Consider the following 396-nt stretch of genomic DNA (forward strand, 5'->3'; position numbering starts at 1 on the left):
TTCTTCGGCCAGTCGATTAACATATGCTCTTTTATCTCTTCTAGCTGCTCTTTTCACTTCCTTGTCTTTTAGTCTATATTCCTCTTTAGCTTGGATTTCATCTGTTGCATCCTTAGTATTAAATATTGCTAGTTTCATCTTTCTTCTTTTTTATGAATACATTTCCAGGTGTCATCTCTTATCCAGGGTTTTCTGTCTTTCGTCTTTAATCGTGTGCTACTATTTGCTACCCCAAGTAGTGTGTCCTTTATCTTAGTCCATTTGTCTTCAATGTTTTGATCATTTTCACCATTGAGTAACTCGAACCCATTCTTAAGTTCGAGCTGATATTCCTCTTTTACTTCTTTATTTTGTAGCCTTTGATTGTCTATTCGCAGTTGTTTTTTTCTAGTATAG

1 protein-coding gene is annotated in these 396 nt (G+C 34.8%); it reads right to left on the reverse strand.

All coding sequences use genetic code 11. The features are described 5' to 3' along the window. Positions 1–134 precede the first annotated feature (134 nt). Positions 135–396 (reverse strand): hypothetical protein (locus AC1VNY_RS42855; RefSeq protein WP_482409731.1); only part of this gene is annotated, 262 nt, incomplete at its 5' end.

The sequence above is a fragment of the Bradyrhizobium ferriligni genome (assembly GCF_056837965.1).